Below are 6,611 nucleotides of genomic sequence, written 5' to 3' on the forward strand. Positions count from 1 at the left end.
ACAACATTAAAAGAGATTATTCCAATCTCATCTGCTTTAGGAAGAGTTGTAGGAAGTGATGTAATTTGTAAAAAAAACCTTCCAGCTTTTAATAACTCAGCAATGGATGGTTTTGCAATAAAAATAGAAGATGCAGGAAAGATTTTAAATATAAATAAAGTGATTTTTGCAGGGGACAAAGGTGATAAAGTAAAACCATCACTTTGGGATAATGAATGTTATAAAATCATGACAGGAGCAAAAGTACCAAGCGATGTTGATACTATTATTCCTATTGAGAATTGTACTGATGTTACAGATAAAACAGTAAGAATTCCAGCTGATTTAAAGCAGGGTGCAAACTTAAGACTTAAAGGTGAAGAACAAAAAGAGGGAAATGTATTATTTAAAAAAGGTGAGGTAATTAACTCATCTCATATTACTCTTTTAGCTTCACAAGGTCTTATGATGATTGAAGTTTACAAAGAAATTTCAATTGCTGTTGTTTCAACTGGAAATGAACTAAAAGAGCCATGGCAAAATGCAAGTGATGAAGAGATTTACAACTGTAACTCTTATGCTTTAGTTTCTCTTTTAAGTGAAGCAAAATTCAACGCAACTTATGCAGGAGTAATTCCTGATAATTTAGAAGAATCAATAAATTTTATTTCAAATCTAAAAACTTATGATGTGATTATTACAACTGGTGGGATCTCAATGGGTGATGCTGATTTTGTTGGTGAGGCTTTTATCAAAAATGGTTTACAAACTGCTTTTCATGGAGTAAATGTAAAACCAGGACGTCCTATTATGATGGGAAAGATGAGTGATACTTTTGTTATGTGTTTACCAGGAAATCCATTAACTGCGATGGTTAATATGCAATTATTTGCAATTCCTGTTTTAAATAAAATTCAAGGTAGTAGCTATTTTTACCATGATGTTTCAATAGGTTTAAACGAAGAAGAGTTTAAAACAAAAGCAGGACGAGTAAATTTAGTACTAGGAACTTTAGAAACGGGAGGATTTAAAGTAACAAGAAAAAATAAATATGGTTCAGGAATGATAACGGCTTTATATGAGAGTAATTGTATTTTAGTGACTTCTGAAAATACTTCAATTATTGAAGAAAATCAGAGTATTAAAGTTATTAAATTTAATAATAAGTTATTAAAAGAACAAATAAATATATTTAATTAAATCAAAAAATAAGGAAGCAAAATATGATTAAAAAAACATTAGTAACATTAGGTTTATCAGCGGTATTGTCAGCTAGTTTAATGGCAAAAGATTCTTTAATGATGGCAACAACAACAAGTACAGATAATACAGGTTTATTAGATTATCTTGCACCTAAGTTTGAAAAAGATACGGGAATTGCACTTAAATGGGTAGCTACAGGAACTGGAAAAGCTTTAAAAATGGGTGGAAATTGTGATGTAGATATTTTATTTGTTCATGCTCCTGCATCTGAGAAAAAATTTATTGCAACTGGATTTGGTGTTGATAGAAAACAAGTAATGTACAATGATTTTATAATCGTAGGACCTAAAAAAGATCCTGCAAAAGTATCATCTATGGCACCTAGTGATGCTTTACAAAAAATTAGAGATAATAAAATTAACTTCTTCTCAAGAGGAGATAATTCAGGTACAAATAAAAAAGAACTTTCTTTATGGAAAAATGCAAATGTTGATACAGCAGAAGCATCAACTTGGTATGTACAAACAGGTCAAGGAATGTTAAGAACTATTAATATGGCATCTGAAAAATCTGGATATACAATGACAGATAGAGGAACTTGGATTAAATATATGTCTCAAAAAGGTGAGAATATTAATATGAAAGTTGTAGTTGAGGGTGATAAATCATTATTTAACCAATACTCTGTTGTAACTATCAATAAAGAAAAATGTTCAAACGTAAAACCTGAACTTGCTAAAAAATTTACTAACTGGGTTGTAAATGAGCAAACTCAAAAAACAATTGCAGATTTTAGATTATTAGGACAAGCTTTATTTATTCCTAATGCAGATAAATAATAAAAAATATAGTTAAGGTTAGTATATAGAATGAATCTTTTTCATGATGGTTTCGTAGAAGCAATTGAATTACTTATGTCAGGAAATGAGAGTGTTTACTCTGCCATAAGTACAACAATAACAGTATCTTCTTGGTCTTTATTGATTAGTTTACTAATTGGGCTTCCTTTGGGATTTGCTCTTGGTTATTATAATTTTTTTGGTAAAGCAGTTGTTAGAACGATTGTAGATACTTTTTTAGCATTGCCCACAGTAGTTATCGGACTTGTGGCATATACAATGCTATCACAAGTAGGACCATTTGGAGCTTATGATTTACTATTTACTCAACAAGCGATAATAATAGGGCAGATTGTATTAGGTTTGCCTATTATTATCGCCTTAACTGCAACTCAAGTTGAAGCAGTTGATAAAAGACTTTATACATCTTTGAAGGGTTTGGGAGCAAAACCTTTACAGATTTTAAATGCGACACTTATTGAAGCTAGATTTGGAATTATGACAGCAGCAGTTACTGCTTATGGAAGAATTATTACAGAAATTGGTATTTCTATGATGGTTGGTGGAAATATCAAATACCACACAAGAACAGTAACAACAGCAATTGCTCTTGAAACAGGTAAGGGTGAGTTTGTTACAGGTATTGCACTTGGATTAGTTTTATTTGCTGTTGCTTTAATAGTAAATATTGCTTTATCAATGTTAAAAAGGAAATGGACACAATAATGCATAGTTTGTATGAATTAAACAATATAGAACAACATTATGATGGTAGAAAAGTACTTAGTATTGAAAATCTTATATTAGAAGAAAATCAAATTATTGGTTTTTTTGGTCCAAATGGAAGTGGAAAATCAACACTATTTTCACTACTTTCATTTATTGATAAACCAAGTCTTGGTGATATATCATTTAATGGTATGTGTAATAAAAAAATGGATTTAAAAACAAGACAAAGTGTAGTAATGGTTCCACAAAATCCATATCTTTTAAAACGAACAGTATTTGAAAATGTTGTTTATGGTTTAAAACTAAGAAAACAAACAGATAATTTAAAAGAAAAAGCCCTAGAAGCTTTGGCTTTAGTTGGACTTGATAGTCTGTTTTTACAGAGAAAATGGAGTCAATTATCAGGTGGTGAGGCCCAAAGAGTAGCACTTGCTGCAAGACTGATACTAAAGCCAAAGGTTCTAATCCTAGATGAACCAACAAGTGCAGTTGACACAAACTCAGCTCAACTTATAAAAGAAGCAATATTAAGTGCAAAACAAAAATACAATACTACAATCTTTATCTCAAGCCATGACCATAACTGGCTAAACCATATCTGTGATAGAAGAGTAGCACTATTTCAAGGAAACCTAGTAGAAAGCGGAAGTGTAAACCTACTTTTTGCACCATGGGAAAAAAACAAAGAAGGAAATCTTGTAAAAGTATTCCTAGATGGTCAAAGACTAACTATCCCTAATAGTCATGATAAAAAAAGAGATTCAGTAATCATGATAAATAGTGAAGGTATTGAAATTTGTAGAGAAAACTGTGACTATATGAAAAATGAAAATACCCTAATAGGCGAAATAGAATCAATAAGACAAGAGCCATCAGGTAGTTGCTTGTTAGTAGAGTTTTCAATAGGAAAAATAAGTTTTAATACAAGAGTAACAAGAGAACAAATGCAAAAACAAACACTACTTCCTGGTGATAAAATTCATGTGAATATCGATGTTTGTGGGGTTTGTTGGATTTAGGATGCTTTTTTATGTATTTCATAAACAGTCTCAATTTGTACAAGTAACTTTTGTTTTAGTTTTAAAGGTAAAGGAGTTGTTCTATCTTTTAAAGATTTACTATCCGATATATATACTTTGTTAAACCCAAAGTCAATATCTTTGATTCTTAGGTTTAGTACTTCACTCATACGAAGTCCACATTCATACATAAGCATTACTACTAGATTATATATTCCATCGATATTCGCAATAACCTTTTTTACTTCGTCTTTTGTTAAAACTACAGGGATATGTTTTCTCTCTTGTGCTCTTAACGCTTGTATATTCTCATTTGTTAAATCGATTCCTAAAACTTCTTTATATAAAAATAATATTGCCGAAAAAGCTTGATTTTGAGTAGTAGGAGCTATATTTTTTTCAACAGCTAAATAAGTTAAAAATTCTTCAATTTGTACTTTTCCCATTTCTATGGGATGTTTTTTCTTATGAAAAAAAATATAATGCTTAATCCAATGCACATATGTTCTTTCAGTAGAAATACTATAGTGTTTAAATCTAATTTTATCTCGTACTACATCTAATAATTTCTTTTTAATTTCCATAATAAAAACCTTTTTCTTAAGGGACATAATGTCCTAATAGTAAGATATTTGACAAATAACGGAACACTTTGTCCTTTTATCTTGATATAAAGGGGTAAAAGGACATTTTATATTTAAGAATAATAGTATAAAAACTAAGTTTCTTTTAAATATATTACAATTTGTAATAAAATCTATTATAAAAGGTACATAATCCATATCTTTTAATAATAGATTTATATATTAATTGGATATAGTGTTCCTTCAATAAATAGTTATGCTAAGTCTTCAAAATAAAACTGAAAATTTATCACAGCTATATTTTATAGTTAGTTAATTTTGGAGGTTCTCGATGAAGAGAATGATTTTAGGGATAAGTGTGCTTTTAATATTTGCACAAAATGGATTTGGATGGACAAATAAAGAATTTGATAAAAGAATTGAAAGTGCAAGTGGTAAAGTGTGGAAACAAATTTGGCGTTGTAATAAAGCAGCTAATAAAATAAATAACAAGAAATCAGATCCAAGAATTTGTGAAAAAGCAATTACATTAATCAAAAAATATCCAGAGGAGAGTACATCATTACCAATTGCACAATATAATGCTGGTATAATTTATTATTTTAGTAAAGATAATAAAATAAAAGCATATGAAAATTGGTATTTATCAGCACGAGGTGGGCATAAACCTGCTCAAGAAAACCTAGAAATATTATGCAGAGATGATTCGTGGGCTTGTAAGTAATGAAAAAGTGTAGAATTTGTAGGAAAGAACTTTCACCTACAGCTAAACCATGTCCAAATTGTGGAGAAAAAGAACCTTTCAAATCTCAAAAATATTTTATGGTGATTGGATTATTTGCTATATCAATAGGAGTTTTAGCAATGTTTTATTTCAGGGACTTATAAATCTAAATTTAAAACTTAAGTGAAACTCACTTAAGTTTTGATACAAAATAAATTATTGGAGTAAATTATGTGTATCAATCCTAACTACATCGTAGATAACGAAAATCATAAAATTGCAGTACAATTAGATATAAATACTTACAATCAAATCACAGAAACTTTAGAAAACTTTGCATTATATAAACTAATGGAAGAAGATAAAGATAATGAAACATTATCTTTAAATGATGCTAGAGAATATTATAAATCATTAAAAAAAAATAAAGCTTCATAAGATTAAATGGAAGTTGAAATAAAGAAAAAATTCTTAAAAGAACTTTTAAAATTACCTACTGAATATGCTGACACAATAGAAGAATTTGTATTTGATAAATTACCAACTTATAATAATTTAAGCGAAATTGGAAAAGTTGAAAAATGACAGGATATAAAAATTATTTTAAAGTCAGATTTGGTGATTATAGAGTTGGTATTAAAAAAGAAAATGATATTATCGTTATTGAAACTGTAAAACACAGAAGAGAAATATATAAATATTTTCCGTAACTTTTACTAACAATCAAGCATAACAAAACCTTGAAAATGAACAAGTGACCCACGGAATTTTCAAGCCTAAAAGAGCTAAAATGTAGTGTATATGTAAAGAAGTAACCAAACTGTCTGAGGGTCACTTGTCCATTAAGTCAGGCGTTTGTCAATAAATATAAAGTGGAATATAAATGATATTAGAAGATATTTTAGATGAACTTAATAAACTTTCAAATCCTAAAAAAGTTATATTTAAAGAAAATAAATTTGGAATCATTTCAAATAATTCATTAGGTATTTACCATAAAGATTTAAAAGAGTTAGCAAAGAGAATAGGGCAAAATAATCAATTAGCTCTACAGCTATTTGATACAGAGATATACGAAGCAAGAATACTATGTAGTAAAATATATAACCCTAATGATATTACAGAAGAGTTAATGGAAAAATGGGTAAAAACATTTGAAAATTGGGAAATTTGCGATTCTTTTTGCATGGGTTTTTTTGCTAAAAGTAAATATGCTTTACAAAAAACTGAAGAATGGTCAAAAACTGAAGATGAATTTATCAAAAGAGCAAGTTTCACAATAATGGCATCTTACGGATTTGCAAATAAAAATACTTCAAATAAAATATTTGAAAGATTTTTAGAAATTATTGAAAGAGAAGTCAATGATGATAGAATATATGTAAGAAAAGCAGTCAATTGGGCTTTAAGAAATATTGGAAAAAGAAATATAGATTTACATAGAAAAGCTATTTCAAGTACAAATAGGATTTTACAAAATAAAAATAAATCTGCACAATGGATTGCAAAAAATGCTTTAAAAGAATTAGAACTA

At 28.6% G+C, this 6,611-nt stretch carries 10 protein-coding genes; 9 read left to right on the forward strand and 1 reads right to left on the reverse strand.

Annotation, left to right across the window (positions count from 1 at the left end):
• The 4 genes from ACERKK_RS09795 to ACERKK_RS09810 all read left to right on the forward strand — a co-directional run.
• On the forward strand, nucleotides 1-1,179 hold a 1,179-nt coding region (locus ACERKK_RS09795; RefSeq protein WP_373772904.1), incomplete at its 5' end, for a molybdopterin molybdotransferase MoeA.
• A 23-nt stretch (nucleotides 1,180-1,202) separates the two neighbouring features.
• Entirely contained in the window at nucleotides 1,203-2,021 is an 819-nt protein-coding gene (locus ACERKK_RS09800) for a substrate-binding domain-containing protein (RefSeq protein ID WP_373772905.1), read from the forward strand.
• 30 nt (nucleotides 2,022-2,051) lie between these two features.
• The gene (locus ACERKK_RS09805; RefSeq protein ID WP_373772906.1) at nucleotides 2,052-2,747 is read left to right on the forward strand and encodes an ABC transporter permease; all 696 of its coding nucleotides are present in this window, start codon (nucleotides 2,052-2,054) and stop codon (nucleotides 2,745-2,747) included.
• Entirely contained in the window at nucleotides 2,735-3,769 is a 1,035-nt protein-coding gene (locus ACERKK_RS09810; protein WP_373772907.1) for an energy-coupling factor ABC transporter ATP-binding protein, read from the forward strand. The genes ACERKK_RS09805 and ACERKK_RS09810 overlap by 13 nt, the downstream gene beginning before the upstream one ends.
• Here the strand turns inward: ACERKK_RS09810 and ACERKK_RS09815 are convergent.
• On the reverse strand, nucleotides 3,766-4,353 hold the full coding sequence (locus ACERKK_RS09815; RefSeq protein WP_373772908.1) for a phage integrase N-terminal SAM-like domain-containing protein: 588 nt from the start codon (nucleotides 4,351-4,353) through the stop codon (nucleotides 3,766-3,768). The genes ACERKK_RS09810 and ACERKK_RS09815 overlap by 4 nt on opposite strands.
• 331 nt (nucleotides 4,354-4,684) lie before the next feature.
• Between ACERKK_RS09815 and ACERKK_RS09820 the strand changes: the two genes are divergently transcribed.
• The 5 genes from ACERKK_RS09820 to ACERKK_RS09840 all read left to right on the forward strand — a co-directional run.
• Nucleotides 4,685-5,077: a hypothetical protein gene (locus ACERKK_RS09820; RefSeq protein ID WP_373772909.1), complete on the forward strand. Its 393-nt coding sequence runs from the start codon at nucleotides 4,685-4,687 to the stop codon at nucleotides 5,075-5,077.
• Nucleotides 5,078-5,308: 231 nt separating this feature from the next.
• The gene (locus ACERKK_RS09825; protein WP_373772910.1) at nucleotides 5,309-5,515 is read left to right on the forward strand and encodes a hypothetical protein; all 207 of its coding nucleotides are present in this window, start codon (nucleotides 5,309-5,311) and stop codon (nucleotides 5,513-5,515) included.
• A gap of 6 nt (nucleotides 5,516-5,521) precedes the next feature.
• Complete coding sequence (locus ACERKK_RS09830; RefSeq protein WP_373772911.1) at nucleotides 5,522-5,662, forward strand: hypothetical protein; 141 nt, start codon at nucleotides 5,522-5,524, stop codon at nucleotides 5,660-5,662.
• Nucleotides 5,659-5,787, forward strand: coding sequence for a type II toxin-antitoxin system RelE/ParE family toxin (locus ACERKK_RS09835; protein ID WP_373772912.1), 129 nt, complete (start codon nucleotides 5,659-5,661; stop codon nucleotides 5,785-5,787). The genes ACERKK_RS09830 and ACERKK_RS09835 overlap by 4 nt, the downstream gene beginning before the upstream one ends.
• Nucleotides 5,788-5,960: 173 nt before the next feature.
• Nucleotides 5,961-6,611 (forward strand): DNA alkylation repair protein (locus tag ACERKK_RS09840; protein ID WP_373772913.1); only part of this gene is annotated, 651 nt, incomplete at its 3' end.

Source organism: Poseidonibacter sp. (assembly GCF_041821165.1).
Classification (GTDB): domain Bacteria; phylum Campylobacterota; class Campylobacteria; order Campylobacterales; family Arcobacteraceae; genus Poseidonibacter.

Bases quoted from the DNA above. Each gene is read 5' to 3' on its own strand.
- ACERKK_RS09800 (WP_373772905.1), top strand. From the start codon at position 1,203: ATGATTAAAAAAACATTAGTAACATTAGGTTTATCAGCGGTATTGTCA.
- ACERKK_RS09805 (WP_373772906.1), top strand. From the start codon at position 2,052: ATGAATCTTTTTCATGATGGTTTCGTAGAAGCAATTGAATTACTTATG.
- ACERKK_RS09810 (WP_373772907.1), top strand. From the start codon at position 2,735: ATGGACACAATAATGCATAGTTTGTATGAATTAAACAATATAGAACAA.
- ACERKK_RS09815 (WP_373772908.1), bottom strand. From the start codon at position 4,353: ATGGAAATTAAAAAGAAATTATTAGATGTAGTACGAGATAAAATTAGA.
- ACERKK_RS09820 (WP_373772909.1), top strand. From the start codon at position 4,685: ATGAAGAGAATGATTTTAGGGATAAGTGTGCTTTTAATATTTGCACAA.
- ACERKK_RS09825 (WP_373772910.1), top strand. From the start codon at position 5,309: ATGTGTATCAATCCTAACTACATCGTAGATAACGAAAATCATAAAATT.
- ACERKK_RS09830 (WP_373772911.1), top strand. From the start codon at position 5,522: ATGGAAGTTGAAATAAAGAAAAAATTCTTAAAAGAACTTTTAAAATTA.
- ACERKK_RS09835 (WP_373772912.1), top strand. From the start codon at position 5,659: ATGACAGGATATAAAAATTATTTTAAAGTCAGATTTGGTGATTATAGA.